Raw genomic sequence first — 25,138 nt, 5'->3', positions numbered from 1 at the left:
ATCCTTTATGCATCTCCCGACCAGGGTTCTCGCGGATCCGCTACGAGGGACGCGCGGACCTCCGTCCGGGCCTGCTCCAACTCCCCGACAGCGCCTTCTCGGCCGTGGCACGGTCGCGATCGCGGACCCCGGCAGCCTTGCCGAACACCGTGCTGGCATGGTGAGGAACATGAGACGGACAGGAACGACACCAGACCCGGAAACCCCGACGCGGCGCGGCCTCGCGGCTCTGGGTGAGGTGGCGTGCCGGTACCGGGCGGACGAGATTCCCCCGGAGGACCTGCCGATGGTCGCCGCCGAGGCGCTCGTGGCCGGGCTGGACACCCCGACGCTGTGCGAGCTTGCCGGACTGCCGCGCAACGCGGACGTCGCCGACATCCGCCACGCCTTCGAGCAGGCGCTCGCCGAGTGCGGGATCGAGCTGCCGGATCCGGACCTGGCACGGCGCCACGCCTTGCGCCGGCTGGCGGCGGGACTCCTCGCGGGCGAGATCGAACCCGCCGACCTGGCGACGGACGACTGGTGGGAGGAGGGGACCGAAACCGCGCAGGAGCGAGCGTTCGCACGGCTGATCCCGCCGTGCGCGTGCTGCCCCGAGTACGCCACGGGGCTGGAGATGCGGAGGCGGGCCGCCGAGTTGCGGGCCGCCGCACTCGCCCTGACATCGTCCGCGCCGGTCGCCCCCGGCTGCTGACTCCCCCGCGGCGACCGGCGGAACGCGGCAGGGTAGCAACCCGCGCCGCCGGGGGTGGGCCGTTTCGCCGAGGTGGCGAGGGCTTGGCCGTCCCTCTGCCAGCGTGGTTGGTGCCCGGGGCGTCGAAGCCGCGCTCCATCGGACGTGGAGGGTCCCTTGAAGTACTGCCCGACATGCCGACGCCACGTCAACGGTGCCCTCTCCTGCGCGGGGTGCGGGGTGGCGTCCGGCACGCTGCCGGACGCCGCCCCGGAGCCCGCACCGGCGATGACGGCCCGACTGCCGCCTCCGCGCGCCACCGCCCACCCGGTCCGGGCCGGCACCCGCCGCCCGCCCGGCCTGCCCGGGCCCGCCGGCACCCCGGCCTCTCCCGGCCGGCGGTCCACCCGTGGGCCGGGCCTGCTGCCGGCCTTGCTGGCCACCTGCATCGGCGCGGTGGTCCTGCTGGTGACCACCGGTGCGGGCGCCGGCTCCGCGCCGCCCCGGTCGGCCGTCCTGAGCGCGCCGATCGGCGGTGACGCGGGCCGGCCCCGACCTGCCGCCCCGCGCGCGCAGCAACCTCAACAGGCGCTCGTCGCGGAGCCGCTGACCGACGCGGGAGTCACGGCCGGCCCGGACACCGCCACGGCGTACCCCGGTCCGCTCACGCGGCCCAGCGGTTCCGCCGAACCGGCCGGGGCTCCCGCGCCCGGTGACCCGGCGCAACCGGCGGGCCCGCCTCCACGGCCCGGCGCCGCGGCCGCCGAGCCCCCGCGCGCCCCCGCGGAGGGTGCGAAGCGGCCCGAGCCGACCCCTCCCCCGTCCGCACCGCCCTCGCGGCCGCCGGCGCCCGCGCCCGTCGAGACCTCCGCCCCGAGCCCGAACCCGACCCTGCGCACCAGCCCCTCCCCCGCCGCCTCGCCGGACTGCCTGATCCAGCTCCTCTTCGTCTGCCTGTCCTGACTCCTCGGCCGGGGCGGGGCCCGTGCGCGCGGCCGCCCCGCCGGGCGCCCGGTAGGGCCGGGGCGAGGCAGCCGGCCGCGCCGGCTGCCGGGTCCGAACGCACCGTCACCGGCTGCGGCCGGCGACCGGTGTGACGGTCCGTACGATCCGGGCCGACGTGCGAGCGCACCAGGCGCGGGCGTCAGCTCAGCCGCAGGGCGACGACACAGGTGTCGTCGCTGGGGTTCGGCGCCTTGAGCCTGCGCAGCACGTGGTCCAGGCAGCCGTCGAGGCCCGGCACGCGGTAGTCCTCCACGGCCCGGGCGAGGCGGTCGAGGCCGAGTGCGAGGTCCTCGCCCCGCCGCTCGATCAGGCCGTCGGTGAAGAGCAGCACCAGGTCCTCCGGGTCCAGCCGCAGGACGGTGCTGCGGTACACGCCGCGCGGGACGGCGCCGAGTATCGGGCCGGGAAGCAGCTCCAGGTGGCGGGCGGTGCCGTCGTGGACCAGCAGCGGGGGCAGGTGCCCGGCCCGGGCCCAGGTCAGGGTGCGGTTCACCGGATCGAGCAGGCCGCAGACCGCGGTGGCGATGAAGCCGCCGCCCAGGTGGCAGAGCATCTGGTTGAGCCGCTCCAGCAACTGCGCCGGCTCGGCGCCGGTGAAGGCCATGCCGCGCAGCGCGTCCCGGAGCTGGGCCATGCCGGCGGCGGCGCGCAGGCCGTGCCCGGAGACGTCGCCGACGACGATCAGCACCGTGCCGTCGGGCAGGTTCAGGGCGTCGTACCAGTCGCCGCCGACCTTGGCCTCGGACTCGGCCGGCAGGTAGCGGGCGGCGACTTCGAGGCCGGGCGTGGGCGGCCCGCCCGGCACGTCCATCAGGGCGTGCTGCAGCGCCAGGACGGCGCGGTGCTCGTCGGCGGTCCGGCGGACCTGCTCGGCGAGCCGCGACCGGGCGTCGACCAGGGCCTCCTCGGTGCGCCACCAGGCGGTCACGTCCTGGACCACCCCGCGCACCGCGAGTACGGGGCTGCCGGGGGTGGGCCCGGGCACGGTCTCGGCCATCGCCCGGACACCTCGGCCGACGCCGTCGGGGCGGACGATCCGGAACTCCAGTGCGGCGGCCCGCTCGCCGTCGAGCAGCCTCCGCGCCACCCGGCGCACCGCCTGCCGGTCCCCGGGCGCGATCGCCGACTCGGCCTCGGCCGCCGTCAGGTGGCCGGGCCGGGCCGGCCGGGGCAGCCCGAGCAGCCGGAACACCTCGGGCGAGCAGTCGAAGCGGTCGTCTGCCACCCGCCACTGCCAGGTGCCGAGACCGGCCAGCCGTTGGGCCTGGGCGAGTTGGGCCTCCCGGCGCTCCTGCTCGTCGTGGGCGCGCCAGCTGACCAGTACGCCGTCCAGGAACGGGGTGGCCCGCAGCGTCATGCTGGAGCCGTGCACGGCGCCGCCGACCACCTCCACGAACTGTTCGGCGGCGCCGAGGTAGGGCTCCCTGCCGACGGCGACGTCGATCAACTGCCGGAAGGTGCCGGACGCCACCATGCCGGGGTACAGCTCGCTGAGCAGCCGGCCGGTGAGGGCCGCGCCGGTGCGGCCGGCGAGGTCGACGGTGGCGGCGTTGGCGTGCACCACCCGCAGGTCGGTCACGGTCCCGTCGGTCACCGGCCCCTCGGTCACCGGACCGTCGGTCGCCGCTCCGTCACCCGCCCGGACGGCGTGCAGGATGAGCACCGGGTCGAGCAGGGCGTCCAGCACCGCCTGGAACCAGGGTTCGCCGGCGGGGAACGGCGCTCCCCCGCCCTCCGGGCCGAGCGCGAGCACCCGCAGCAACTCGCCGGCGCAGAGCCGGGCGAGGGCGGAGAGGTGCCGCCGGACGTCCGCGGTCGGGGTGCAGGTGCCCGGCCAGCCGAGTTTGATCGCGCCGATCAGTTGCTCGCCGGTGCGCAGGGGCAGCGCGCAGACGGTGTCGCCGGGGACGAGGTCCTGGCCGGTCAGGTCGGGGTACCGCCGGCTGAACTCGCCCCGGCCATGCACCCAGACGGTGGCGCCGCGGCGCGCAGCGTCGGTCAGCGGCAGGGACATCTGCGGGGGGATCCGCTGCCACTGGCTGAGCTGATGGGCGGGCACCCCGTGGCTGGCCACCAGCCGCAGGGCGCCGTCCGGCTCCAGCCGGGTGACGGCGAGCGCGCTGACGCCGAGCGGGGCCAGCGCCGTCTCCATCAGGAGTGCAGCGAGTTCGTCGGGGGACTCGGCGGCGGACAGCGCCGAGGCCGCCAGGTGGTAGCGGGCGGCGAACCCGCCGGCCGAGAGGCCCCGCTGCCCGGGTGCGGCGGGCACGGGGGCGTGGTCCGTCACCCGGCGGCCCCGACTCCTCGGGGCGGTCGGCGGCCCGACCACCGGGGGAGGTTCGCCGGCGGCCTGGGGATGCGCGTCCGCCTCCGGCGGCGCGACCGAACCCACCAGGTCGGCGGCCAGGTCGACCAGCTTGCGGTTCGCGTCCTGGGACAGGCGGGTGAGGTGCTCGAACGCCTGCTCGGGCGAGCAGGCGAGCCGCTCGACCAGGATGCCCTTGGCCTGCTCGATCACGGCGCGGGTGCGCATCGCCCGGCGCTGGCCCTCCACCTCGGCGCGCAGCCGGTCGATGGTGGCCTCCTGCACGGCGTTCTCCGGGCCCTTCTCCGGCATGCTCACCCCTTCGGCCGCTCCTCCGCCAGGGTCTGGGTCCAGGGTAGGTCGCGGGCCGGCGACCGGCTCCCCCGTGCGGTGCGGCGGGATCCCTCCGTACGTCCGCCGGCGGCGGGCCGACGCGGTCAGGACGTCGGTGGAGGCGCCGCCGAGCCCGGCCGAGCGGCAGGAGGGCGCCCCTTCGCCCACCTGCGACTGCTCCTGACCGGGGCCGCGCGACGAATCCGCCGGGGCCGCCCCCGCGACCGGGGGCGGCGGCAGCAGGGCCGGCGCGGTGGCACAGGTTGGGCTCCCATGGCACCGAGCACCGCACTCTGGTCCTTCGCCCTGGTGGTGGGACTGCTGACCCTGACTCCCGGCCTCGACACCGCGCTGATCCTGCGCACCTCGGCCCTCGGCCGTCGCCGCCGGGCCTGGGGCGTGGTCCTCGGCATCCAGACCGGGACCCTGCTCTGGGGGGCGCTGACCTCGGTGGGCGTGACGGCACTGCTGACGGCCTCCCACCTCGCGTACGAGACGCTGCGCTGGGCCGGCGCCGCCTACCTGGTGCGGACGGGGTTCCGGATGCTGCGCGCCACCTCCGGGGGCGGGTCCGCGCCGGAGGCGGCCGCGTCCGACTCCCGTCCCACGGCCGACACGGCCGGCGGCGGCTGGCGGCAGGGGACGCTGACCAACCTGCTCAACCCGAAGATGGGCGCCTTCTACGTGGCCCTGCTGCCGCAGTTCATCCCGCCGGGATCGAACCACGTCGCGACGGGTCTCCTGCTGACCTCGGTCCACATCGTGCTGGGCCTGCTCTGGTCGAGTGTGCTGATCGCCTGCGCCCGTGCCCTGCGCGGTCGGCTGAGCAGGCCGACGGCGCGCCGCCTGCTGGACCGCGTCACCGGCACGGTCGTCGCCGCCTTCGGCATCCGCCTCGCCTTCGGCGACTGACGGACGCCGGCGAACCGGCCGGCCGCGCGCCGACGCCACCGGCAGGTCCCGGCACGACGGTACCGGCAGGCCCCGGCAGGTCCCGGCACGACGGTACCGGCAGGCCCCGGCACCCACGACGGGTGTCAGTGCCCGAGGGCGTCGGCGAGCTGCTTCTTGTTCATCTTGGAGCGGCCCTTGACGTTGCGCTGCCGGGCCTCGTTGTAGAGCTGGTCGAAGGTCGGGCCCTGGGAGCCGGAGTGGGAGCGCAGTCCGCCGCGGCGGCCCGAGGAGATGTCCTCGACTGACGAGCGGCTGGCCGTCCTGGACTCGCCGTGCCGGGCCCGCTCCTTGTTGACCGTCCGGGCGGCGATCTCCTTCGCCCGCTCGGGGCTCTCGCCGCGCTCCTCCGCGCTCTCCTTGATGTGCTCGTACTGTCGTTCCCGCTTGGGACTCGATCCACGCGGCATCGCTGCCTCCTGAGTCGTCGGTCGGTTCGGCGGGCGTCCGCCCGCCTCGGTCCGCCCCGGCCGCGCCGGGCCGGGCGGTGGCTGAAGTCACGATCCTCGGCCCCGCCGGACCGGAGCGCCGGTGGACCGCGCCCACTTCGCGCAGACACCGGTGCCCAGCAGCAGGGCGACGACCGCGGCCGCGAGCGGAGCCCGGTGGGTGGTGGCCCAGAACTGCAGGCTCCGGTCCTTGGCGATGTCGTCGAAACGGCCGCGGGCGCCGCGGTCCTCCAGACCGTCGACGGGCTTCCACAGGTTGACGGGGTCACCGCTGCGCCGCCGGCGGTCCGCCTGCTGGGAGTCGAGGCCCGTCCGGGCGAGGTAGCGGTCCAGCAGGCCCGGCACGACCGCGTTGGCCAGCAGGGTGGCGGCCGTACTGCCGCCCACCCAGTACTCGCGCCGCTGCGGACGGTCGGCGGCGTGCAGCACGGCGCGCGCCGCGACCTCGGGTTGGTAGACCGGAGGGACGGGCCGGCCGCGGTTCGGCAGCCGGGAGAGCGTCCAGTCGAGCTGGGGGGTGTTCACCGCCGGCATCTGGACCATCGTGGAACGCACGGCGGTGCGGGAGGCCAGCAGTTCGCAGCGGAGCGCCTCGTGCCATCCCTGGAGGGCGTGCTCGGCGCCGCTGTAGGCGCTCTGCAGCGGGACCCCGCGGTAGGCGCCGGCGGAGCCGACGTGCACCAGCGTGCCGTGGCCCCGCGGCAGCATCCGCCGCAGGGCGATCCGGGTGGTGTAGACGTAGCCGAGGTAGCTGACCTCGGTGACGCGGCGGAACTCCTCGGGCGTGATCTCGGTGAAGGGCGCGGTCACGGACGAGACGGCGCCGTTCACCCACACGTCGATCGGCCCGAGTTCGTCCTCGATCCGCTCGGCGGCCGCCTCGACGGCCGCCGGGTCGGCGATGTCGGCCTCGATGGTGATGGCCGTCGTGCCGGCCTGCCTGGCCTCGGCGGCCGCGGCCTCCAGGCCGGCCCGGCCCCGGGCGATCAGGGCCAGACGGTCCCCGCGCTCGGCGAAGGCCCGTGCGCAGGCGCGTCCGATCCCTGCACTGGCACCGGTGATCACCACGACCCGTCCGGTGTACTGCGATGCGTTCATGGTCGTCGTCTTTCCGACCCGGCACAGGGCAAACACATCGGTCGCGGTCGCGGTGGCCGGCACCGTCGTCGCAGGTCAAGGGCTCGTAGACGGTCCCGGGCGAGCCCCGGGCACCGGTGCCCGGCTCGGGGCTCCGGTGCCCGGGCACCCGGCCGGGTCAGCCGTGCCGCATGTCGTCCGGGTCGGCGGGCGGCGGCGCGCCCTCGCCGGTCATCCGGCTCTCGGGGCGCTCCCGCACCGGCGCGTCGCCGGCCCCCGAGGTGGCGCCGCCCACGCTGCCGCCGCTCGCGGTGCCACCGACGGCTGCGGCCGGGCCGCCGTCGGGCGCCAGGCGGCCGCGCCAGCCGCCGCTCTCGTGTCCGCGCTGCTCCATGAAGCCCTTGAAGCGCTTCAGGTCGCCCCTGACCTGCCGGTCCAGGACTCCGAGCAGGTCACCCGCCTTCTCGGCCACGCCGTGCGGCTCGAAGTCCATGGCCAGGCTCACCCTGGTGCGGGCCTCGTCCAGGCGCTGGAAGGTCACGATGCCCAGCTGCCGGACGTCGCCGCCCACCGTACGCCAGGAGATCCGCTCGTCGGGGAGCTGGTCGACGATCTCGGTGTAGAACTCGCGGCGCGCGCCGGCGACCTTGGTCGTCCACTGGGCGTGCCGGTCGTCCGTCTGGTGGACCGCCTCCACCCCTTCCATGAAGCTCGGGAAGTCCTCGAACTGCGTCCACTGGTTGTAGACGCTGTGCAGCGGGACGTCGACGTCGATGGACTCCTTCACCATGCTCACAACGGTCTCCTTCCGGATCGACACGCTCGGATTCACTGTCGAGGGCGCGCCTGCCCCGCTTCGGTGCGGCCAATCACCCGGCCGCGCGGGGGCGCGTCCCGGCCGGACCACCGGCCGCGGCGCAGCCGTCAGGCGGCCCGCACGGCGCGGGCGCGGCCCAGCAGCTCGGCCCGTTCGCCCTCGGACAGTCCGCCCCACACGCCGTACGGCTCCCGGACCTCCAGGGCGTGCCGGAGGCACTGCGCGCGGACGGGGCAGCCCCCGCAGATCTTCTTCGCCTCCGCCTCCCGGTCGTCGTGGGCCTGGCCGCGCTCGCCGAAGGGGTGGAAGAACAGGCCGGTGTCGACGGCGCGGCAGGCCGCGGCGAGCTGCCAGTTCCAGTGGTGGTCGAAGGCGCCCGGCAGGCGCTTGAGGTCGGTCATGGGGTTCTCACCTCGGGCTGGACGAAGACGGGAGGGGCGGGGCCGGTGGGGGAACTCCTGGCGGGGCCGGCGAAGGGGGCGGTCGGGCCGCCCGTCCTGGAGTGTCCGCCCGGTGGCTCCCGAACCGGCTCCTCGGCCGCCTGCCCGCTTTCGCCCGTCCCACGCAGGTTCGTCCGCCCGTTCTCCGCCTGTTCTCCGCCGCGGGCTCACCGCGGCGGTAGGTCCGAGGCCGGGCCGGCCGTGCGTCCCACGACCACGCGGCCGGCCAGCGCCCCGCCGTAGATGGTGTAGCCCACGCCGATCAGCCACGACTGGACGACGAGGACGGCTCCGACCGTCCCGTAGGAGACGGCGTTGGAGACCAGCAGCGGTGCGAGCACCAGGCGCGAGAAGTACCGCAGCCCGGCCAGCGCGGCCATGGTGGCCACCGCTCCCGGCAGCAGCCGGCGCCAGGGCACGCGCGAGGCGAGCAGCAGGTGCTGCAGCCACCAGAACAGGAGCAGGCCGCCGAGCAGGGTGGCCGTGAGGCGCAGCGCGGGCTGCGCGGCGCTGTGCCGCCAGGGGCTGCCGCTCCAGGCGGCGACCAGGATGTAGGCGGTCAGCCCGGCGAGGCCGAGCCCCTGGCGCCAGACCGAGTGCCAGGGGCTGCGGTCGAGCTGCCAGATGCGCTCGTAGACGGTCTGGACGGAGGCCATCAGGGAGATGCCGAAGACCGTCAGGGCGGCGATGCCGAAGCCGGTGGTGGTGCTGAGGACCTGGCCCCGGGAGGCGAACAGGCCGCGGGTCGCCTCGGCGCCGCGGCCGGTCAGTCCCAGGCCGTCGGTGATCCACTGGCTGATGCCGCTGCCGTGGGTGGGCGAGGCCGCCGCGATGACGATCAGCAGGGGCACCAGGGTGACGAAGAACAGGGCGGCGAAGGCCATCGAACGCTGCAGCAGCTCCACCGTGCAGCCCTGCCGCCAGACCTCGCGGGCGACGGCGGCCGCGCTGCGGCGCCCGGGCACGGCGGCCGTCCCGGCGGTCTCCGGTTCGTGTTCGCGCTCCTCAGCCACCGTGGCCTCCACAGCTCGGCCCCTTCCTGGCGGCTACCCCGTGGCCGCCGGTGCAGTCGGCGGGAGCCCCTCCCCCGGCCGGCGGCGTTCCCCGGCTACCGGCGGGCCGGCCCGCCCGCCGCGCGGGCCGGTGACTCGTCCTGGTCCGTGGCGAGTTCGGGTTCCAGCCCCTCCGGGAGCGCCGGCACCGGCAGCCCGCTCTCCCGGCGCCAGGCGTCGAAGGCCCAGGCGGTGGAGGCGACCAGGGCGAGCCCGAGCAGCCAGCCGCCCAGGACGTCGCTGACCCAGTGCACGCCGAGGGCGATCCGGGTCAGGCCGGTCCCGAGGACGGTCACGGCGGCCAGCGTCCAGGCCGCCGGACGGACCCGCCGGGGCACCAGCGGCAGCAGGACGAGCAGCAGGATCGCGCACGAGGTCATGGCGGTCATGGCGTGCCCGGAGGGGAACGAGTAACCGGGGGCGTGCGCGACCGGGTCGGGCAGCCGGGGCCGGACCCGGCCCACCGCCTCCTTGACCAGCAGGCCGGTCAGGCCGGCGGCCACTTCGGTGAGGGCGGCCCACAGGGCCAGCCGCCAGGCCCGCCGCAGCAGCAGCCAGCCCACGGCGGCGGCGACCAGCAGGCGCATGGTGACCGGGTCCCACGGCCCGTCGGTGAGGGTCCGCGCCGCCTCCAGCAGCAGGGGGTGCCGGCGGACGCTCCCGTTGAGGCCTGCCGCCGCGCCGGCGTCCAGTGCGCGCAGCGGCTCCCAGCCGGACTCGATCAGCACCAGCAGGACGGCGGTCGGGACGGCCGCCACCGCGAAGGCCACGACGGCCGCCAACAGGCGGCTGCCGAAGCGCCGGTCCGCGCGGCGCGGGGGGAACCGGCGCCGCTGGTGACCGCGGGGCGGCGCGGGACGGCGGACGTGACGGGGCTCGTGACGGGGCTCGTGACGGGGCTCGTGGCCGGGCTTCCGGCCGGGCTTCTCGTCGGATGTCATCGGCCCCGCCTACCCGCGACCCGCCGGGCCGTCCCCGGGGTCGTCCGGTCCTGCCGGCACCTCCGGGTCGGGTCGTACCGGCTCCTCGACGCCCGCCCGGTCGGCCTCCAGCTGCGCGGCGAAGGCGATCCCGAGCAGGAGGGCGACGGCGGTCAGGTACGCCCACATCAGCAGCGAGATGATCACACTCAGCGGTCCGTACACCGCGTCGATGGAGTTGCTGACCCGCAGGTACACGCTGAACAGACCGGTCAGTCCGACCCAGAGCACCAGGTAGACGACGGCGCCGAAGGCCAGCCAGCTGTGGCCGGGCTGCTCGCGCCGGGGCGCCCGGTGGAAGATCACGCTCGCGGACAGCAGCGCGAGGACGATGCCCACCGGCCAGCGCAGCACCGCCCAGGCGAGAGCGGCCCGGTGACCGCCAGGTCCCCCGGCCTCGGCGACCGCGGCGGCGATCTCCCCGCCCGCCACCAGCAGGACGAACCCGAGGCCGAGCGGCAGGCCCGCGAGCACGGCCATCAGCAGCCCGCGCGCGTACTTGCGGTGGAAGGGCCGGTCGCGCTCGATGCCGTAGATCCGGTTGGCGCCCCGCTCGATCTGGCACATCGCGGTGGCCACGTTGACCAGGGAGAACAGTGCGCCGCCCCACAGGGCGACGCTGCCGCCGTCCCCCGCGCGCTCGCGGCTGCGCCGCAGCACCTCGCCGACCAATTCGGAGCTCGGACCCGCGGTGAGCCGGGAGATGGTCAGCTCGGTCACCCGGCCGAGCCACTGGGTGTGCAGCACGGAGGACAGGCCGACCACGGCGATCGCGAAGGGCACGAGGGCCAGCACGGTCTGGAAGGCGAGGGCCCGGGCGTGGCTGAAGCCGTCGGCGTAGCGGAACCGCAGGAAGGCGTCCCTGAGCAGCTGCCACCCTCCGTACGCGCGCAGGGTCGTGACGGCCTCGTCGGCGGAGAGCTCCTCCTGGGAGCCGTTCCTGCGCCCGACCCGGGTGGCGGTTCCCATCAGCTGCCCCCTTCTCGGGTGCGGACCGCCCCGCTGCCCGCCTGCTGCCGCTCGGCGGCCGGCGGCAGGTGGACGAGCAGGGCGGCGGGCCGCACGGCCAGCCGCAGCGTCCGGCCGGCGGGCAGGGACTCCCCGTCCAGTTCGCGGGGTTGGTCCCGGTCGGCGGTGATGAGTATCCGCCGCCCCCGGAAGTGCTCGAACGGCGCCGCGCTGTCGGCGGAGCCGCCGCCGACCCGCCCGGTGAGCAGCCGCGCCGCCGCCTCGGGCCAGCCGGTCAGACCGCGGGGGTGGACGAGGACGAGGTCGAGCACGCCGTCGTCCGGCCGGGCGTCCGGCAGCAGCCTGATCCCGCCCTGGAGCGCGCCGACGTTGCCGATCACCGCCATCGCGGCCCGCCGGTGGACGGGCGGCGCCTCGTCCAGCGTGACGGTGAGCCGCATCCGCCGGTCGCGCAGGTGCCGGAGCAGCGGCGGCAGGTAGGCGGGCCACCCGTAGCGGTCCTTGGCACTGCGCCGGGTGTCCGCCATCGTCGCGGCGTCGAGGCCGATGCCGGCCATCGCGCTGACCACGGTCTCGCCGATGCCGTCCCCGTCGGCCATCGCGAGGTCGATCCGCCGGGGCTCGCCGCCGAGCGCCGCCGCCAGGGCCCGCGCCGGGTCGGAGGGCAGGCCCAGGTTGCGGGCGAGCAGGTTCCCGGTGCCGCAGGGCACGATCGCGAGGGCGACGCCCGTCCCGGCGAGGGCGTGCGCGCAGGCCGTGACGGTGCCGTCGCCGCCGCAGGCCACCACCAGGTCGGCCCCGGCCTCGACGGCGCCCGTGGCGGCTCCGCGGCCGGGGTCCTCGGCGCTGGTGGCGGCGTGGACCGGCGCCGGCCAGCCGTGCTCGGCGAGCACGCGGTCGATCCGGTCGAGGGTGTCGACGTCGACCAGCAAGGGGTTGAACACCACCACGGCCGCCCGGCCGCCCGACGGACGGGGAGCGGCCGCGGCGGCCGTGGACGGCCCCCGGTCGGCCAGGAAGGCCCGCCACATGACCAGGAGCACCACGACTCCGTTCACCAGGCCCGCCAGGACGTCGGTCGGGTGGTGCATCCCGCGGTACAGCCGTCCGGCGGCGACCAGCATCGGCATGACCGCCGCCAGGGCGCACAGGGGCAGCCGCAGTGGTCCCCGCAGCCGCAGGGCGGCGAGGACCGCCAGCGCGCCGTACAGCGCGACGGCCGCGCCGACGTGGCCGGACGGGAAGCTGGACGTCGGCGGCGCGGCGTCCAGGTGCGGCGCGGACGGCCGGGGCCGGTTGACGCACAGGGTGACCAGCAGGAACACCGCGGACTGTGCCGCGACCGCGCCACCGAGGAACGCCGCCTCCCGCCACCCGGCCCTGAGCAGCAGCACGAGCACCGCGACCGCCGCCAGGGTCACCACGACCCCGGTGCCGGCCAGCACCGAGAGCCAGGAGGTGACGGTGTCCAGTGCGGGAACGCGGCTCGCGGCCAGCCGGTCGGTCACCGTGTTCTCCCCCGGACGCCAGAGGTGCAGCGGGGGGTGGGTGATGACGAGACCGGCCAGCACCATGAGGATCGTCTGGCCGACCAGCGGCGGTGCGATCCGGCGGATCGGGTGATGTACCCCTGTTGTCATGCGCCTCGTGTGCCCGGGTGCGGCCGCTTCATCCATGCGATCCGCGACGGGGTGGGGAACTCGGGCGGCCGGCCGCCGGCGCGGCCCGGTCCGGGTGCGGAGCAGCCTCTCGGCGCTCGTACCCGATCGATCCCGTTCAGGTCCGCCGATCGGGACATCCGAGCGCGAAGTGCGGGCAGGCGCACCGGGACACGCACCCCCGTCCCAGGAGTTCTTCCATGCTCGTGCTCGCTCTGCTGATACCTCCGGTGCTCCTCGCCGCGGTGGTCCTGCTGGCCCGCTTCGAGGAGCGGGTGTTCACCCGGCCCGAAACGCCGCAGCTGCCGGCCCTGCCGCAACGGCCGCAACTGCGGCTGGTCGTCCAGGAACCCGGGACGCCGGGAGCGCCCGGGACGCCCGGGACGCCCACCGGGCAGCTCCCGGCCCGGCACGCGGCCTGAAGCTCCTTCAGCCGCGAGCCGCCGGCCGCCTGCCGCGGCGCCGGACGGCCGCGCCGGACGGGGGCCAGGGCCGGCGCGGCACCTTCGCAGCCGTCGCCGGCCCGGCGGCACGGTGTTCGTCAGCCCCGGTGCAGGCGGTGCCGGGCGCGCCAGGCCAGCGACGGCTGCGCGCCGGTGTCGGCGGCCACGATCAGCAGCCCGCCGAACAGCGACAGGTTCTTCAGGAAGTGGATGCGCTGCTGGGCGCGCCGGTCCTCGTCCCTCTCCTCCCAGAAGCGGTGACCCGCCCAGGTGACGGGGACCAGGGTGGCGGCCAGGGCCAGGGCGGCCGGGCGGGGGAGGTGACCGGTCGCGAGCAGCGCGCCGGCCGTGACCTGGACGGCGGCGTTGAGCCGGATCGCGATGTCGGTCAGCTCCGGCGCGGCGGGTGCGTGCCCGGCGAGGGTGTCGACGACGGGTTCGGCCAGTGGTTCCAGCGGCCGGGGGTTCAGCAGGGCGTCGGCGCCGCTGCAGAGGAACACCGAGGCGAGCATCGGGCGGGCACAGGCTCTCACAAGGGACATGTCCCGCGTCTTTCCGGAACGCCGCCGGCCAATCGGCGTCGGCGCCCCCGGGCGGACGGACCGCACGGGGGCGCCGACGGCGGGCGGATTCCCGGGTCTTTCGCGGGTTCAGCCCCGCTTCCGACCCCGAACGGTCCCCGGGAGGACTGTCCGGCTCACCCGGCTCACTCCTTGCCGTTCCCCGGCAGGAACTCCTGGATCTTCGCCTTGAAGCCCTGCTTCAGCATCGAACCGCGGTCGCTGTCGCCGTGCACGACCGCCGAGGCGGCGGCCGTGATCTGGGCGAGCGAGGCGTGCGGCGGGATCGGCGGCACCGCCGGGTCGGTCCGGAAGTCGATGACGTACGGCCGGTCCGAGGCGAGCGCCTGCCGCCACACCGGCTCCACCTCGGCCGGGTCCTCCACCCTGGTCCCGTAGAGCCCGAGCTGGACGGCGAAGTTGGCGTAGCGGACGTCCGGGAGGCTCTGCGAGGGCTCGAACTGCGGGGCGCCCTGCATCGCCCGCATCTCCCAGGTGACCTGGTTGAGGTCCTGGTTGTTCAGGACGGCGACGATCAGGCGCGGGTCCGACCACTGCTGGTAGTACTTGGCGACGGTGATCAGTTCGGCGAGGCCGTTCATCTGCATCGCGCCGTCCCCGACGATCGCGACGGCGGGGCGGTCGGGGTGCGCGAACTTGGCCCCGATCAGGTAGGGGACACCGGGGCCCATGCTGGCCAGGGTGCCCGAGAGGGAGCCGCGCATCGTGCCGCGCATCCGCAGGTGGCGGGCGTACCAGTTCGCGGCGGAGCCGGAGTCCGCGGCGATCATGGCGTCCTCGGGCAGCAGGGCGTCCAGGGTGTGCACCACCTGCTCGGGGTTGAGCGGGTCGGCGGTGACGGCGGCGCGGCGCTCCATCACCTCCCACCACCGGGCGGTGTTCTCCTCGACGGTCTCCCGCCAGCTCCGGTCCTCCTTGCGCTCCAGCAGGGGCAGCAGACGCCTCAGGGTCTCCGCGGCGTCCCCCACCACGTTCAGCTCGAACGGGTACCGCAGCCCGACCATCGACGGGTCCACGTCGATCTGCACCGCCCTGGCCCGGCCGAACTCGGGCAGGAACTGCGTGTAGGGGAAGCTGGAGCCGATCACCAGCAGGGTGTCGCAGTCACGCATCAGCTCGTACGACGCGCGGGTGCCGAGCAGGCCGATCGCGCCGGTGACGTACGGGAGCGTGTCCGGCAGCACGTCCTTGCCGAGCAGTGCCTTCGCCACCCCGGCCCCGAGGGTCTGGGCGAGCTGCTCGACCTCGGGGCGGGCGTGCCGCGCGCCCTGGCCGACCAGGACGGCCACCTTCTCGCCCGCGTTGAGGATCTCGGCGCAGCGCACCAGGTCCCCGTCGGAGGGCACGGGCGCGTAGCGGCCCACGCCGAGGCTGGAGGGCACCATTTTGAAAGCGTGGGCCGGCGGCCGGTAGTCCAGTTCCTGGACGTCGGCGGGGACGATCACCGCCGTCACCGTCCGGCTCGTCGCGGCGATCCGCATCGCGCGGTCCAGCACGTCGGGCAGCTGCTCGGGGACGGTGACCATCGCGCAGTAGGCCGAGGCCACGTCCTTGTACAGCGACAGCAGGTCGACCTCCTGCTGGTAGGAGCCGCCCATCGCGCTGCGGTCGGTCTGCCCGACGATCGCGACCACCGGCACGTGGTCGAGCTTGGCGTCGTACAGACCGTTCAGCAGATGGATCGCCCCCGGCCCCGAGGTCGCCGCGCACACGCCGGTACGACCGGAGAACTTCGCGTAGCCGACCGCCGCGAACGCCGCCATCTCCTCGTGCCGCGTCTGTACGAACTGCGGCTTGTCACCGGCCCTGCCCCAGGCGGCGAGCAGGCCGTTGATGCCGTCACCGGGGTAGGCGAAGACCTGCTCGACGTCCCACTGCCGCAGGCGTTCCAGGATGTGGTCCGAGACCTTCATCTGAGCGACTCCGTTCGTGAGTGCGGCCCGCGACGGGCCGCGACGGCTGTTCGCCACCGTCTGACCGGCCCGGGCCGCCCGAAACACGGTCCCGGACGGCTGCCGGGCACCCCCGGGCACTCCCGGCCGCGAGCGGCCGCCACGCGCCGCCGGGCGGTCCGCCGGTATCCTCAAGGCGCCCAGGAAAACGTGGGAGGGCCCGAATTGAGCGAGGATCCGACGCGCACGATCGTCCTGCTGCGGCATGCCAAGGCGGACCCGAAGGACCGGACCGTGCACCCGGACCACGAACGCCCGCTGACCGGGCGCGGCAGGCTGGACGCGGCCCGCACCGGACGGTGGCTCGCCGGACCGGGCCCCGATCTGGGCCTGGACCAGGTGCTGGTCTCGACCTCGGTGCGGACCAGGGAGACCTGGGAGCTGACGGCCGCCGAACTGCCCGAACAGCCCCCGGCCGTGTTCGAACCGGGCCTCTACCGGGCCGGGGCCGGCGAACTCCTCACCCTGCTCGGTCGGCTCCCGGAGACCACCGCCACGGTGCTGGTCGTCGGCCACAACCCGGGGTTCCGGGACCTGGCGGACAGTCTCGCCGGCCGCGGGCCCGAGGAGTTGCGGGAGCGCCTGGAGCACTCCGGCTTCCACACCGCGGGCGTCGCCGTCCTCAGCTTCCCGGGGTCCTGGGCGGACCTCGGCCCCGGGCGGGCGAGCCTCGACGCCTACTGGTCCCCGCGCCTCTGACGGCCGGTCGGGTGGGGGCGCCGGCGCGGCCGGCGGGGGGCAGCGGCGCGATCAGCAGGTGTGGGACGCGAGGTCCAGGGCAGGCGGAGGGCCGGGAGCGCGCCGCACCGGGAACAGCCCGAGCGGCGCCGCAACACGAAGGAGACGCGATGAGCAGCATCGAGATCTGGGAGTTCCGCACCACGTCCGGCCACGTCTCCGGCACCGATCTGGTCGGCTTCCACGTGGAGGCGACCGACGGCGCCATCGGGAAGGTCGACAAGCTGTCCGAGGAGGTCGGCGCCCAGTACCTGGTCGTCGACACCGGTCCGTGGATCTTCGGTCGGCACGTGCTGATCCCGGCCGGCACGGTGATCCGGGTCGACCAGGCCGAGAAGAAGGTCTACCTCGACCGGACCAAGGACGAGGTCAAGGGCAGCCCCGAGTTCGAACGGGAGACGCACGACGCGGACACCGGCTACCAGGAGCGGTACGCGGGCTACTACGGCCCGTTCTACGGCGGCCCGGTGATCTGACCCGCCGCCCCAGGACCCGCTGCGGGCCGCCACCGACTCCGGTGGCGGCCCGCACGGCTGTCCGGGGCCGGCTCCACCCGCCGGGACCGGGGCCGGCGACGACGGGGACGGACCGTCCGGTCCGCCGGCCCGGTCGGTGCGGACGGCGAGGACGGTACGGGCCGGGCCCGAGGTGTCGGGCTCCGCGGGCCGGGTAGGCGCCTGGCATGGACGAGCCCGGCTCGCGAGAGCGCCGGGCGGACGAGGCAGGTGAGCGTCATGACCGTTCCCGTTCCCCCCGACCCGGACACCCGTCCGCCGAAACCGGATCCGCAGCCCCCGGTGCCCGACCCCTGGCCCGGTCCCCCGCCCGATCCGCAGGAGCCGCGGCCGACACCGCCGCTGCCCGGTCCGGACCCGGTCCCGCCACCGCTGCCGCTGCCGCTGCCGCTGCCGACACCGCCCACGGCGCGCTGACCGGGCGAGGGGCCCAGCGGAACGGGAGCGGGCCGGAACAGGGGCGCGCAGCGGGACCGGCCCCGGTCGCGCGGCGCGCTCAGCCCGGGGGCCGCAGGTCGGCGGGCGGGGCCGCGATCTCGGACCAGACCGTCTTGCCGTCCTCGTGCGGCCGGCTGCCCCACGACCAGGAGAGCAGGTCGACCACCCGCAGCCCGTGACCACCGGGCAGCACGGGGTCACCGCCGCGCCGCAGCACCGGGGGTTCGGGGTTGCAGTCCGCCACCTCCACCCGCAGCCCGACGGCGGAGCGGGTGAGGCTCAGTTCGACGGGGCCGTCGGCGTGCTGGGCCGCGTTCGTGACGAGTTCGCTGACGACCAGCAGGACGTCCCGGGCGACCTCGCCCCGCTCCCCGTCGCCGGTGAGCGGCCAGTCCCAGCGGACCAGCGCGTCCCGGGCGAACGCCCGACACCGGCCCAGCGCTCCCCGGCCGGAGGCGAGGACCAGCCGTCGGGTGTCGGTGTCCGGGAGCATCAGAGATCCGGTGCGGCGAGCGCCTCGGCGACGGACGGATAGATGTGGAAGACCGCCCTGACACCGGTGATGTCCAGCATCCTGGAGACCATCGGGCCCGGGTGGGCGAGCATCAGCAGCAGCCCGGCTTCCTCGGCGTCGAGCCTGGTGTGCAGCAGCAGGTTCAGCCCGGTGGAGTCGCAGAAGTCGAGCCCGGCGCAGTCGATCACCACCCGGCCGAGGCCCTCCTCGACGGCGCTGCGGAGCGCCGCGCGCAGCGGTTCGGCGGTGTCGTGGTCGAGTTCGCCCTCGGGCCGCACGACCACCCCCTGTGCGGAGGTCCGCACGGCCACCGTCAGCTCGGACGCGGTGCTTTCGGGCTCCATCGGCACAACTCCTCCCGCTCCTCCCGCTTCCACGGGCTCGACAGGCCCCGGTTCCCACCATAGGCCGGGTCCGCCACGACGGGCCCGCTGCGCCACGAGGGGCCGGGTCCGCCGGGGCAGGCCCGGTCAGGGCGCGTCCGACGAGCCCGGTCGGAGCCCGTCCGCGCCCGGTCCGGGTGCGTCCGCCGCTGGTTCCTCCAGCCGGGCGCGGAGCGAGCCGAGGGTGGCGGCGAGCAGCCGGGAGACCTGCATCTGGGAGCAGTCGATCCGCTCGGCGATCTCGGACTGGGTGCAGCCGCCCCAGAAGCGCAGCATCAGGACGGTGCGTTCGCGGGGGGTGAGGTCCGCCAGCAGGGGCCGGACGGACTCGCGGAAGTCGACCAGGGTGAGGTTGCCGTCCTCGTCGCCGAGCCGGTCGAGCAGGGTGCTGCCCGTCTCGTCGTCGTGGTCGTCGTGCAGGGCGTCCAGCGAGCCGGCCCGGTAGGCGCGGCCGACACGCAGGGCGGCGTCCACGTCCGCGACGTCCAGGCCCAGGTCGGCGGCGAGCTCCTCGGGCTCCGGCGACCGGCCGAGGCGCTGTTCCAGCCGGTCGGAGCAGCGGATCACCCGCAGGTAGAGCTCCTGGAGGCCGCGCGGCACCCGGACCGGCCAGGAGGTGTCCCGGAAGAACCGCTTGATCTCGCCGGCGATGGTGGGGATCGCGTAGGTCAGGAACTCCACCCCGCGCCGGTGGTCGTAGCCGTCCACGGCCTTGATCAGGCCGACCGTGCCGACCTGCAGGATGTCGTCCGGCTCGGCGGCGCGGTGGCGGAAGCCGGCCGCGACGAAGCGCACCAGCGGCATGTTGAGCTCGATCACGGTGCCGCGCACGTAGCTGTAGGCGGCGGACCCGCGCTCCAGGCCGGCCAGCCGCTCGAAGAGCGCGTCGCTCAGCTCGCGGGCCTCGGTCTTGCCCATGGCCCGCATCTCCTGGCGGGTCGGCCGGCGGAATTCGACGGACTCCGGGGCCACGGCGGGCGGTACGAAGGTCGCAGGGGTGAGAAGGGCGGACACGGAGGTCTCCCTGGGTCGTCCCCGCAGGGCGTCCCGCCCAGGGCGGGCAGGCAGGCGGGGATCGGGGTGGGAGGCCCTGGCGCCCGGCTTCTTCAGGCAGCGGCGTCCCGGTGTGATGGACGTGTCACGGCCCGGCGGTCGGCCGGGCGGGAGCGGGGGCAGCAGGCCCCGGACGCTCCGTCCCTCCTGATACCCCGCTGGCGCCGGGGCAACCCCCGCCGCCGGGATCTCGGCCGGTCCACGATCCCGTCGAAGGCGCCGGATCAGCCGTGCGAGGTCCCGAAGGGAGCCTCCGGGGCGGTGGAACTGACGTCTGCCGGGCGGTGCGGTGGCGTCACGAGGGTGACCGAGACGACGCGTGATCGATCGCCGCACGCGGCCGGAGCTTCCGGCTCTCCGCCCACCCCCCGGGCCACCGCGCCCAGCGGCCGCGACGAGGTGCCGGCGGAGTACCGGCGACTCTCCGCCGCCTACCCGCAGGACCTCCCCTGCCCGCCCGGCCGGACCTTGTACGCCGTCGTCCCGGGCGAGCCGGGGTTCTGGGAGGCCGGCACCGACCGGATCCACACCCGGGTCCGCCACCTGCGCCCGGCCGGCGGTCGAGGCGGCGTCGCGACCGCTGCCGGGATGGGGGCTCCGGCCCCCGCGGCGCCCGTCGGCCGGCACACGGGGAACCTCTGGCCGTGACCGGCCCGCCCGGACCGGTCCGAGGTGCCGGTGGCGGACCCGGACGTGGAACCGCCCTGGCTAGGCACCCGCCTCGGTGGTCTCCGGGTTCCGGTGGCCGGGGCGGCCGGGCGGGTGGAAGCAGGCGGTCACCGTCTTGCCGCGGTCACCGGTCCGGGTCTGCCAGTTGTCGGCGAGGGCCTCCAACAGGGCCATCCCACGGCCGGAGACCGCTTCGGCGCCGGCCTCACGCGGGCGGGGCGCCTCCGAGGAGGAGTCGTGGACGCTGACGTACAGGCAGGTGCCGTCCCAGGTCAGCACCAGATCGGCGCTGCTGCCGGCGTGCACATGGGCGTTGGTGACCAGCTCGGAGACGATCAGCACCACCGCGTCGGCGGTGTCCGGCGCGGTCGACGTCCAGCCCAGCTCCTCCAGGTGGCGCCGGACCCACTGCCGGCCGGCCCGCACCCCACTGGCGACGGGCAGCGTCCGCGCCCAGCCCGTCGCCCTCATCGATTGACCCTGTCCGTCCACCCTCGCCACCTCCAGCGTCCTGCTCCCACCCCTCGACTGCCCCCGACACGCCGAAGCACGCGTCAACCGCGCACCGACCCGTGCCCGGGCCGCTCCCGCTCACGGATCCACCGGCGGCCGACCCGGGAGCGGCCGGATTGCTCCGCCCCGGTGCCGTCCGCCCGGGCGAACCCGGGACCCGGCCGGCCCTGGCTTCGCCGCCCTGGCGCGGCACCGGCCCGGACGTCCGCCGCGCACCCGCCCGAGCCGCCGGGCCGACCCCGGTCCGCCGTGCTCTGCTGGAAGCGCCGCCGGATCACGCCCCGTCAGCCGGCGCCCCCTCGACCAGGAGACCCCCGTGCCCCGCATTCCCCGTCCGGCCTGCGCCGCAGGCATCGCGGCCGCCGTACTGGCGCTGCTCGCCACCTCGCCCGCCATCGCGGTCGCGCCACCCCTGTCCGACGCCAGGATTCTGGTCCATCTGGATCTGGCGGCCGGTCAGATGCCGGAGAACAGCGCTCCCGAGCCGGACGGCTCCCTGGACGTCACCTTCCTCTCGGCCCACCAGATCGCCCGGATCGCCCCCGACGGCGGCGTGCGGATCCTGGCGACCATGCCGACGGAGGAGCACCCGAACACCCCGCTGGTCGGCTTCGCCGCGGCCACCGGCATCGCCCGCGCGCACGACGGCACCCTCTACGCCACGTACGCCACCGGGACCGAACTGACCGGCGTGTACCGGCTCGACTGCGACGGCACCCTGCGGCGGATCGCGCAGCTGCCGCCGGAGGGCCTGCCCAACGGGCTCGCCCTCGACGAGAAGGCGGGCTTCCTCTACTCCGCCGACTCCGTCCTGGGCGTGGTCCGGCGCATCCCGGTGGACGGCGGCGAGCCGACCGTCTGGGCCACCGGACCCGCGCTGCGGCCGTCCGGCTTCATCGGCGCCAACGGCATCAAGGTCCACCAGGGCGCCGTCTGGGTCAGCAACACCGACCTGGGCACCGTGCTGCGCATCCCGGTCCGGCAGGACGGCAGCGCCGGCCCGATCGGGACGCGGGCGGACGGGCTCGCCGGCATCGACGACTTCACCTTCACCGACGCCCACGAGGACACCGTCCTGGCCGCGGTGAACAGCGCCGACCAGGTGGTACGCCTCGCCCCGGACGGCTCCCGGTCCGTCGTGCTCACCGCCGACGACGGCCTGACCAGCCCCACCTCGGTGGCCGTCCACCGGCACACCGTCTTCGTCACCAGCGCCGCCTTCGCCCCGCCGCCGGACCCCAATGTGCTGACCGCTCGTCTCCACCGCTGAGCCGCGACGGGATCGGTCCCGTCGGCCGCACCCGACGCAGGGCGACCGACAGGACCGACCGAACCGACGGAAGACGCAGAGGCCCACCACCAGGGAGTACGCCGCAGGACCCCACCCGTAGGCGCACGCCGGCCCGGCCCCGGCAACGGCCGGGCCGAGTAGAGCCGGGCCGGTCACGGCCGTCTCCCGGCGCCGACCGTCCGGACCCGGGACCGGGGGTTCAGCCCGACGCCGGTCCGAGCCCGCCCCACGGGCCGAGCTTCTCCGGGTTGCGGACGGCCCAGATACGGGCGATCCGGCCGCCCGCCAGGTCGAAGGCGGCCACGGTCACGGTGACGCCGGTGTGCTGGGCGACCAGCCCGGGCCGGCCGTTCACCGTCCGCTCCAGGAGGACCAGCCCCGGGGCCCTGCCGGCGATGTGGAGCAGGTACTGGGCGATCCGTTCACTGCCCTCGACCGGCCGCAGGGCGGCGCCGACCAGTCCGCCGCCGTCGGCGACCATGGTGGCGTCCGGGTCCAGGAGGCCGACCAGGGCCTTGATGTCCCCGGCCTCCCAGGCCTCCTTGAAGTGCCGGACCAGGCCGGCCTGCCCGGCCTTCGGGGCCGCCGGGGCCTGCGCGGCACGGGTTCGGCGCCGCCCCGAGGAGGCCAGTTGCCGGCAGGCCGCCGGTGTCCGGCCGACGATCCCGGCGATCTCGGCGAAGGGGTACCGGAAGACGTCGTGCAGGATGAACGCCACGCGCTCCGCCGGTGTCATCGACTCCAGGACGACGAGGAAGGCCATGTTCACCGACTCGTCCAGGGTGATCCGGTCCGCGGGGTCGGCCATCGCCACCCCGCCGCCGCCCGCCGGCCCGCTGACCCACTCCGTCCGGTCCGGCAGCGGCTCGGGTATCCACTCGCCGACGTAGCGTTCGCGCCGGGCCCGCGCGGAGCCGAGCAGGTCGAGGCAGATCCGGCTCGCCACCGTGGTCAGCCAGGCGCCGGGCGACTCGACGGCCTCCTGCTGCTGCTTCGTCATCGCGTACCAGCGGGCGTAGGCCTCCTGCACGGCGTCCTCGGCCTCGGCCAGCGAACCGAGCAGCCGGTAGGCGATGTTGATCAGCCGGCGCCGCTCGCCGACGATCGCGCCCGGCCCCGGTCCGGACCCGTCCTGCCCTGCCGCCGGCGGGGTGTTCATGCTGCTGGCCGCTCCCTGTCGCTCTCGTCCGCCGCCGACCCGTCACCTCGGCGGGCGGCGCACCGGACCCTGCGCCCGACGACCCGCCTCACATTTCGCGGGCCTGCGTCGTCAAGCCGTCGAGACACTACCGATCCACCGCCGCGAGGCAGAACAGGGGACCCAACCATGGCCACCCGGACCACGTCAGAACCCGGCGGTCGCACCTTCCTTCAGGTCGCGATCGCCCTGCAGACCCTGGCCATCCTCTTCCAGGCGACCACTGCCGGACTGCTGCTGTCCTCCTCCCACGGCGAGGTGCTGCACAGCGTGGGGGCTCGGGTGATGTACGGCGCGACGATGGTGTACGTGCTCGCGGCGATCCTGGCCTGGCGGCCGGGCGGCGGGAGTCCCCGTCCCGTCCTGCACTCCACCGGCTTCCTGCTGCTCGCCTCCGTCCAGGTGGTGCTGGGCGTCGCGCACCGCCCGGCCTTCCATGTCCCCCTGGGCGTCCTGATGTTCGGCCTGAGCGTGCTGGCGCTGGGCCGGGAGCTGTCGGACCGGACCCGGTCCGGACGGGTGCGGCCGGGCCCGGTGCAGGTGCCCGCTGGCAAGCGGTCGTAGCGGCCCCACCGCGACGCACCGTCACCACGGCGGCGGACCACCGACCGGCCCGGCGGCCCCGATCGCCGGACCGGACACCCCGTCGGGCCGGACACCCCGTCGGGCCGGTCGGCCGGGCCGTCAGGCAGGCAGGCCGACCGACCGGCCCGTCGGTCGGGCAGGGGCGTGGGCCCGTCAGTCGGGCACGGCCGTGGGCCAGTTGGTCCGCACGGTCTCGTGCGCCTTGGCCAGTTGCGCCTCGGTCGGGAAGGCGGGAGTGCCTTCGACGGTCGGCAGCCTGTCGGCGAGTGCGGTGTCGAGAGTGCCGTTCTTCGCCATCGCGTCCATCAGCACCGGGCGGGCGAAGTCCACCAGCCGCAGGTTCTGGCCCTCCGGGCCGGCGAGGTACTCCTCCCACAGGCGGGCCGCGGCGGGGTGCGGGGCGTCCTTGTTGACGGCCTGCGCGTAGTACTGGGAGAAGCTGCCGTCGAACGGGATGGAGACCTTCCACTGCACGCCCGACTTCTTGAGCTCGTCGGCGTGCTGGAGGTTGAGGAAGTCCCACTCGATGACGATGGGTGTCTGGCCGCCGGCGATCGCGCTGACCGAGGCGTTGGCGCGGTTGTAGTTTCCGGCCTTGTCCAGCTCGGCGAAGAAGTCGATCCCCGGCTGGATGTTGTCGAACGAGCCGCCGTTCGCCAGGGCGGCCGCGTACACGGCCGCGAAGGCCGACCCGGCGGTCGCCGGCTTGCCGGTCAGCGCGACCATGCCCTTGTACTCGGGCTTGAGCAGGTCGTTGAACGACACGGGACAGGTGGCGACGCGGCTGGCGTCGCACCCGATGGAGACGTAACCGCCGTAGCTGTTGACCCAGCGGGCCTTGCCGTCCTTCTGGGAGGACGGGATCTGGTCGTACACGACGGTCCGGTACGGGGCGAGCAGGTCCTCCCGCGCCGCGGACTGGGCGAAGGAGTCGCCGAGGTCGAGCACGTCGGGTGCGTTCTCCTGCCCCCGGAGGCGCTTGATGTCGTCGATCTCCTGCTGGCTGGAGCCGTCCGGGTTGTCGTTGACGACCTGGATCCCGTACTTCTTCGCGAACCCGTCCATCAGGGCGCCGTAGCTCGCCCAGTGCGGCAGCAGCGTGGTCGTGTTCAGCCGGCCCTCGGCCTGCGCCGCCTTGACCAGGGCGTCCATCCCCCCCACGTCCGCGGCGGACGCCGCCCGGGAGGGGGCCACCGGTTGCCCGGCCCCCTCCGAGGCGCAGCCGCCGAGCCCGAGGGCCATGGCGCAGAGGCAGGCGGCGAGGGCGTACACGCCGCGCCGACGGGAAACAGCCACGATGCCTGCCTTCGAACGCGTGCCGTCGGAAGGGTTCGGGAGCCTGTCGGAACGCTCCGCCCTTCCGAGGCGGCGGAAACGTCCCCGGTGGCCGCGGGCCACGCGGCGTGGCCTTGAGCACCGAAGGCCGTCGTCACGCCGCGCACAGACCCGGACGTGTCGGCAACGACCTCGCCCGGACGCGCCGCCGGCCGGTCTCCCGGTCGCGGTGACGGTGACGGTGACGGTGAGTTCCAGCATACTCGGGCGACCTGCGGTTC

Annotated in this window: 25 protein-coding genes and 1 pseudogene; 9 read left to right on the top strand and 17 right to left on the bottom strand. The window is 75.4% G+C overall.

Annotated features, from left to right (window positions below; genetic code table 11):
* Nucleotides 1-169: 169 nt before the first annotated feature.
* Both J2S46_RS37495 and J2S46_RS37490 read left to right on the top strand, forming a co-directional pair.
* The gene (locus tag J2S46_RS37495) at nt 170-694 is read left to right on the top strand and encodes a hypothetical protein (protein ID WP_191294500.1); all 525 of its coding nucleotides are present in this window, start codon (nt 170-172) and stop codon (nt 692-694) included.
* 156 nt (nt 695-850) lie between these two features.
* The gene (locus J2S46_RS37490) at nt 851-1,636 is read left to right on the top strand and encodes a hypothetical protein (RefSeq protein WP_191294501.1); all 786 of its coding nucleotides are present in this window, start codon (nt 851-853) and stop codon (nt 1,634-1,636) included.
* A 181-nt stretch (nt 1,637-1,817) separates the two neighbouring features.
* On the opposite strand, the gene J2S46_RS37485 is transcribed toward J2S46_RS37490, so the two are convergent.
* Nucleotides 1,818-4,295: a SpoIIE family protein phosphatase gene (locus J2S46_RS37485; RefSeq protein WP_191294502.1), complete on the bottom strand. Its 2,478-nt coding sequence runs from the start codon at nt 4,293-4,295 to the stop codon at nt 1,818-1,820.
* A 294-nt stretch (nt 4,296-4,589) separates the two neighbouring features.
* Between J2S46_RS37485 and J2S46_RS37480 the strand changes: the two genes are divergently transcribed.
* On the top strand, nt 4,590-5,228 hold the full coding sequence (locus tag J2S46_RS37480; protein WP_191294503.1) for a LysE family translocator: 639 nt from the start codon (nt 4,590-4,592) through the stop codon (nt 5,226-5,228).
* 125 nt (nt 5,229-5,353) lie between these two features.
* On the opposite strand, the gene J2S46_RS37475 is transcribed toward J2S46_RS37480, so the two are convergent.
* The 8 genes and pseudogenes from J2S46_RS37475 to J2S46_RS37440 all read right to left on the bottom strand — a co-directional run bounded on the left by J2S46_RS37475 (nt 5,354) and on the right by J2S46_RS37440 (nt 12,691).
* Nucleotides 5,354-5,677, bottom strand: coding sequence for a plasmid stabilization protein (locus J2S46_RS37475; RefSeq protein WP_191294504.1), 324 nt, complete (start codon nt 5,675-5,677; stop codon nt 5,354-5,356).
* 87 nt (nt 5,678-5,764) lie between these two features.
* Complete coding sequence (locus tag J2S46_RS37470; protein WP_191294505.1) at nt 5,765-6,814, bottom strand: SDR family oxidoreductase; 1,050 nt, start codon at nt 6,812-6,814, stop codon at nt 5,765-5,767.
* A 322-nt stretch (nt 6,815-7,136) separates the two neighbouring features.
* Nucleotides 7,137-7,589: pseudogene (locus J2S46_RS37465) on the bottom strand (SRPBCC family protein); the annotation flags it as partial.
* A gap of 128 nt (nt 7,590-7,717) precedes the next feature.
* Complete coding sequence (locus J2S46_RS37460; RefSeq protein WP_191294507.1) at nt 7,718-8,011, bottom strand: WhiB family transcriptional regulator; 294 nt, start codon at nt 8,009-8,011, stop codon at nt 7,718-7,720.
* Nucleotides 8,012-8,217: 206 nt separating this feature from the next.
* On the bottom strand, nt 8,218-9,063 hold the full coding sequence (locus J2S46_RS37455) for a YhjD/YihY/BrkB family envelope integrity protein (RefSeq protein ID WP_229913400.1): 846 nt from the start codon (nt 9,061-9,063) through the stop codon (nt 8,218-8,220).
* A gap of 95 nt (nt 9,064-9,158) precedes the next feature.
* Nucleotides 9,159-10,043 carry a phosphatase PAP2 family protein gene (locus tag J2S46_RS37450; RefSeq protein WP_191294508.1) on the bottom strand — a complete coding sequence of 295 codons (885 nt, stop codon included), beginning with the start codon at nt 10,041-10,043 and terminating at the stop codon, nt 9,159-9,161.
* Nucleotides 10,044-10,052: 9 nt separating this feature from the next.
* On the bottom strand, nt 10,053-11,051 hold the full coding sequence (locus J2S46_RS37445) for a YihY/virulence factor BrkB family protein (RefSeq protein WP_191294509.1): 999 nt from the start codon (nt 11,049-11,051) through the stop codon (nt 10,053-10,055).
* Nucleotides 11,051-12,691, bottom strand: a complete 1,641-nt coding sequence (locus tag J2S46_RS37440; RefSeq protein ID WP_191294510.1) for a bifunctional phosphatase PAP2/diacylglycerol kinase family protein — start codon at nt 12,689-12,691, stop codon at nt 11,051-11,053. Before J2S46_RS37440 ends, J2S46_RS37445 begins: the two co-directional genes overlap by 1 nt.
* A gap of 218 nt (nt 12,692-12,909) precedes the next feature.
* Between J2S46_RS37440 and J2S46_RS37435 the strand changes: the two genes are divergently transcribed.
* Nucleotides 12,910-13,131, top strand: a complete 222-nt coding sequence (locus J2S46_RS37435) for a hypothetical protein (protein ID WP_191294511.1) — start codon at nt 12,910-12,912, stop codon at nt 13,129-13,131.
* Nucleotides 13,132-13,250: 119 nt separating this feature from the next.
* Here J2S46_RS37435 and J2S46_RS37430 read toward each other — a convergent pair whose 3' ends face one another.
* Nucleotides 13,251-13,694 (bottom strand): DoxX family protein, encoded by a 444-nt coding sequence (locus J2S46_RS37430; protein WP_191294512.1) that lies wholly within the window; start codon nt 13,692-13,694, stop codon nt 13,251-13,253.
* 164 nt (nt 13,695-13,858) lie between these two features.
* A complete protein-coding gene (locus tag J2S46_RS37425; RefSeq protein ID WP_191294513.1) occupies nt 13,859-15,646 on the bottom strand; it encodes a thiamine pyrophosphate-requiring protein in 1,788 nt (595 codons plus the stop codon).
* Between the two features lie 204 nt (nt 15,647-15,850).
* Here J2S46_RS37425 and J2S46_RS37420 point away from each other — a divergent pair, with 204 nt between their 5' ends.
* Together J2S46_RS37420 and J2S46_RS37415 are read left to right on the top strand one after the other, a co-directional pair.
* The gene (locus J2S46_RS37420; protein WP_191294514.1) at nt 15,851-16,384 is read left to right on the top strand and encodes a SixA phosphatase family protein; all 534 of its coding nucleotides are present in this window, start codon (nt 15,851-15,853) and stop codon (nt 16,382-16,384) included.
* Between the two features lie 149 nt (nt 16,385-16,533).
* Nucleotides 16,534-16,899, top strand: a complete 366-nt coding sequence (locus J2S46_RS37415; RefSeq protein ID WP_191294515.1) for a PRC-barrel domain-containing protein — start codon at nt 16,534-16,536, stop codon at nt 16,897-16,899.
* Between the two features lie 535 nt (nt 16,900-17,434).
* On the opposite strand, the gene J2S46_RS37410 is transcribed toward J2S46_RS37415, so the two are convergent.
* The 3 genes from J2S46_RS37410 to J2S46_RS37400 all read right to left on the bottom strand — a co-directional run bounded on the left by J2S46_RS37410 (nt 17,435) and on the right by J2S46_RS37400 (nt 19,287).
* Nucleotides 17,435-17,869: an ATP-binding protein gene (locus J2S46_RS37410; protein ID WP_191294516.1), complete on the bottom strand. Its 435-nt coding sequence runs from the start codon at nt 17,867-17,869 to the stop codon at nt 17,435-17,437.
* Nucleotides 17,869-18,234, bottom strand: coding sequence for an STAS domain-containing protein (locus J2S46_RS37405; RefSeq protein WP_191294517.1), 366 nt, complete (start codon nt 18,232-18,234; stop codon nt 17,869-17,871). The genes J2S46_RS37410 and J2S46_RS37405 overlap by 1 nt, the downstream gene beginning before the upstream one ends.
* A gap of 126 nt (nt 18,235-18,360) precedes the next feature.
* Nucleotides 18,361-19,287 carry a SigB/SigF/SigG family RNA polymerase sigma factor gene (locus tag J2S46_RS37400; RefSeq protein WP_307352539.1) on the bottom strand — a complete coding sequence of 309 codons (927 nt, stop codon included), beginning with the start codon at nt 19,285-19,287 and terminating at the stop codon, nt 18,361-18,363.
* 342 nt (nt 19,288-19,629) lie between these two features.
* Here J2S46_RS37400 and J2S46_RS37395 point away from each other — a divergent pair, with 342 nt between their 5' ends.
* Entirely contained in the window at nt 19,630-19,974 is a 345-nt protein-coding gene (locus tag J2S46_RS37395) for a hypothetical protein (protein WP_191294844.1), read from the top strand.
* Nucleotides 19,975-20,034: 60 nt separating this feature from the next.
* Here J2S46_RS37395 and J2S46_RS37390 read toward each other — a convergent pair whose 3' ends face one another.
* Entirely contained in the window at nt 20,035-20,466 is a 432-nt protein-coding gene (locus J2S46_RS37390) for an ATP-binding protein (protein ID WP_191294845.1), read from the bottom strand.
* A gap of 358 nt (nt 20,467-20,824) precedes the next feature.
* On the opposite strand from J2S46_RS37390, the gene J2S46_RS37385 reads away from it, so the two are divergent.
* Nucleotides 20,825-21,778 (top strand): SMP-30/gluconolactonase/LRE family protein, encoded by a 954-nt coding sequence (locus J2S46_RS37385; RefSeq protein ID WP_191294846.1) that lies wholly within the window; start codon nt 20,825-20,827, stop codon nt 21,776-21,778.
* A 220-nt stretch (nt 21,779-21,998) separates the two neighbouring features.
* Here the strand turns inward: J2S46_RS37385 and sigJ are convergent, their stop codons facing one another.
* Nucleotides 21,999-22,958 (bottom strand): RNA polymerase sigma factor SigJ, encoded by a 960-nt coding sequence (gene sigJ / locus J2S46_RS37380; RefSeq protein ID WP_191294847.1) that lies wholly within the window; start codon nt 22,956-22,958, stop codon nt 21,999-22,001.
* Nucleotides 22,959-23,126: 168 nt separating this feature from the next.
* Between sigJ and J2S46_RS37375 the strand changes: the two genes are divergently transcribed.
* Nucleotides 23,127-23,561, top strand: coding sequence for a hypothetical protein (locus tag J2S46_RS37375; protein ID WP_191294848.1), 435 nt, complete (start codon nt 23,127-23,129; stop codon nt 23,559-23,561).
* A gap of 174 nt (nt 23,562-23,735) precedes the next feature.
* Here J2S46_RS37375 and J2S46_RS37370 read toward each other — a convergent pair whose 3' ends face one another.
* Nucleotides 23,736-24,824: an ABC transporter substrate-binding protein gene (locus J2S46_RS37370; RefSeq protein WP_370882344.1), complete on the bottom strand. Its 1,089-nt coding sequence runs from the start codon at nt 24,822-24,824 to the stop codon at nt 23,736-23,738.
* Nucleotides 24,825-25,138 lie beyond the last annotated feature (314 nt).

Source organism: Kitasatospora herbaricolor, from assembly GCF_030813695.1.
Taxonomy (GTDB): Bacteria; Actinomycetota; Actinomycetes; order Streptomycetales; family Streptomycetaceae; genus Kitasatospora; species Kitasatospora herbaricolor.
This window is presented reverse-complemented; position numbering and strand designations above follow the sequence as displayed.

What these genes read in the sequence shown, in the direction of transcription:
- J2S46_RS37495 (WP_191294500.1), top strand. Translation starts at nt 170, where the DNA reads ATGAGACGGACAGGAACGACACCAGACCCGGAAACCCCGACGCGGCGC.
- J2S46_RS37485 (WP_191294502.1), bottom strand. Translation starts at nt 4,295, where the DNA reads ATGCCGGAGAAGGGCCCGGAGAACGCCGTGCAGGAGGCCACCATCGAC.
- J2S46_RS37480 (WP_191294503.1), top strand. Translation starts at nt 4,590, where the DNA reads ATGGCACCGAGCACCGCACTCTGGTCCTTCGCCCTGGTGGTGGGACTG.
- J2S46_RS37475 (WP_191294504.1), bottom strand. Translation starts at nt 5,677, where the DNA reads ATGCCGCGTGGATCGAGTCCCAAGCGGGAACGACAGTACGAGCACATC.
- J2S46_RS37470 (WP_191294505.1), bottom strand. Translation starts at nt 6,814, where the DNA reads ATGAACGCATCGCAGTACACCGGACGGGTCGTGGTGATCACCGGTGCC.
- J2S46_RS37460 (WP_191294507.1), bottom strand. Translation starts at nt 8,011, where the DNA reads ATGACCGACCTCAAGCGCCTGCCGGGCGCCTTCGACCACCACTGGAAC.
- J2S46_RS37450 (WP_191294508.1), bottom strand. Translation starts at nt 10,043, where the DNA reads ATGACATCCGACGAGAAGCCCGGCCGGAAGCCCGGCCACGAGCCCCGT.
- J2S46_RS37445 (WP_191294509.1), bottom strand. Translation starts at nt 11,051, where the DNA reads ATGGGAACCGCCACCCGGGTCGGGCGCAGGAACGGCTCCCAGGAGGAG.
- J2S46_RS37440 (WP_191294510.1), bottom strand. Translation starts at nt 12,691, where the DNA reads ATGACAACAGGGGTACATCACCCGATCCGCCGGATCGCACCGCCGCTG.
- J2S46_RS37435 (WP_191294511.1), top strand. Translation starts at nt 12,910, where the DNA reads ATGCTCGTGCTCGCTCTGCTGATACCTCCGGTGCTCCTCGCCGCGGTG.
- J2S46_RS37430 (WP_191294512.1), bottom strand. Translation starts at nt 13,694, where the DNA reads ATGTCCCTTGTGAGAGCCTGTGCCCGCCCGATGCTCGCCTCGGTGTTC.
- J2S46_RS37425 (WP_191294513.1), bottom strand. Translation starts at nt 15,646, where the DNA reads ATGAAGGTCTCGGACCACATCCTGGAACGCCTGCGGCAGTGGGACGTC.
- J2S46_RS37415 (WP_191294515.1), top strand. Translation starts at nt 16,534, where the DNA reads ATGAGCAGCATCGAGATCTGGGAGTTCCGCACCACGTCCGGCCACGTC.
- J2S46_RS37410 (WP_191294516.1), bottom strand. Translation starts at nt 17,869, where the DNA reads ATGCTCCCGGACACCGACACCCGACGGCTGGTCCTCGCCTCCGGCCGG.
- J2S46_RS37405 (WP_191294517.1), bottom strand. Translation starts at nt 18,234, where the DNA reads ATGGAGCCCGAAAGCACCGCGTCCGAGCTGACGGTGGCCGTGCGGACC.
- J2S46_RS37390 (WP_191294845.1), bottom strand. Translation starts at nt 20,466, where the DNA reads ATGAGGGCGACGGGCTGGGCGCGGACGCTGCCCGTCGCCAGTGGGGTG.
- sigJ (WP_191294847.1), bottom strand. Translation starts at nt 22,958, where the DNA reads ATGAACACCCCGCCGGCGGCAGGGCAGGACGGGTCCGGACCGGGGCCG.
- J2S46_RS37375 (WP_191294848.1), top strand. Translation starts at nt 23,127, where the DNA reads ATGGCCACCCGGACCACGTCAGAACCCGGCGGTCGCACCTTCCTTCAG.
- J2S46_RS37370 (WP_370882344.1), bottom strand. Translation starts at nt 24,824, where the DNA reads ATGGCCCTCGGGCTCGGCGGCTGCGCCTCGGAGGGGGCCGGGCAACCG.